General features: G+C 73.3%; 1 protein-coding gene and 1 pseudogene. One reads left to right on the forward strand and one right to left on the reverse strand.

The window, feature by feature from the left end:
• Positions 1-403: pseudogene (locus EBH09_RS39250) on the reverse strand (chloride channel protein); the annotation flags it as partial.
• A 256-nt stretch (positions 404-659) separates the two neighbouring features.
• Between EBH09_RS39250 and EBH09_RS27915 the strand changes: the two are divergent.
• Positions 660-1,082 (forward strand): hypothetical protein (locus tag EBH09_RS27915; protein WP_121749707.1); only part of this gene is annotated, 423 nt, incomplete at its 3' end.

Genomic DNA, 1,082 nt, shown 5'->3' on the forward strand with positions numbered 1-1,082 from the left:
GCACCACACCGAGCGGCAGCGTGGCGAGCGCCGCCAGGACGGCGCCGGGCAGCGCGCGGGGGCCGACGGGCGCGCCGCCCAGCCCGTTCACCGGCAGATGGCCGCCGCCGCCCGGCATCCGGGTCACGACAGGCGCCAGGATCAGCCCGGCAAGCACCAGCGCGGGCAGCGGCCACCACCAGGGCGGGGCGTCGTACCCGGCGGCCTCGGGCAGTGACGTCCACACCCAGTGCTGTAACTCGTGCTGGAGACCGACGAAGAAGAAGCAGGCCAGCGCGATGGGAACGCCCAGCAGCACGCAGAGCAGCAACTGCCGCAGATAGCCGGGGCTGAGCAGGGTGCGCCGCAGTGACTGCTCGGCCCGGGCCGGCACCGCGTTCGCCGGCGCGGGATGAGTCGTCACGGGCCCTCCTGGTCCGACGGTCCGTCGCGCGCGTTCGCATGTGCGCTTCAGTAAACGCGAGACGGGGGAGGGCCGCACGCGCACGCTTCCGGTCCGGGGACCGGGCAGCTCGGCGCGGCCGGACCCCGGTTCACCCGTGCGGCGGACCCGTATGGCCGCGGGGGCCGGGTGCCCGCAGGCTCGGAGGGACCTGTCGGCGTCCGGGGGTGCCGGTGGGGGCAGGCCCGTACGGGGGACAACAGAAAGGACTCCGCTCATGAGCCAGCACGCCGCACCTTCTCCCGGCAGGCCGACGCACGGCGCAGGGGCCCCGCGGCCGGCGGACCGCACCAGCGGCTGGGTGACCGGCGGCGTCGTCTTCGCGGGTGTACTGATGCTGCTGAACGGCGCCCTCGCCGTCCTCCAGGGCATCGCGGCCATCGCCGAGGACGACGTCTACGCCCGCGTCGGCAGCTACGTCTACGAATTCAGCCTCACCGGCTGGGGCATCATCCACGTCATCCTGGGCGCGGTGGTGCTCGTCACCGGCTACGGCCTGCTCAAGGGCATGGCCTGGGCGCGCTTCGCGGGCATCTTCCTGGCCTCGCTGAGCCTGGTCGCCCAGTTCCTCTTCCTGCCGTACGCACCCCTCTGGGCCGTGATCGTGATGGCGATCGACGTGTTCGTGATCTGGGCACTG

Source organism: Streptomyces sp. E2N166 (assembly GCF_003671715.1).
In the GTDB taxonomy this organism is placed as follows: domain Bacteria; phylum Actinomycetota; class Actinomycetes; order Streptomycetales; family Streptomycetaceae; genus Streptomyces; species Streptomyces thinghirensis.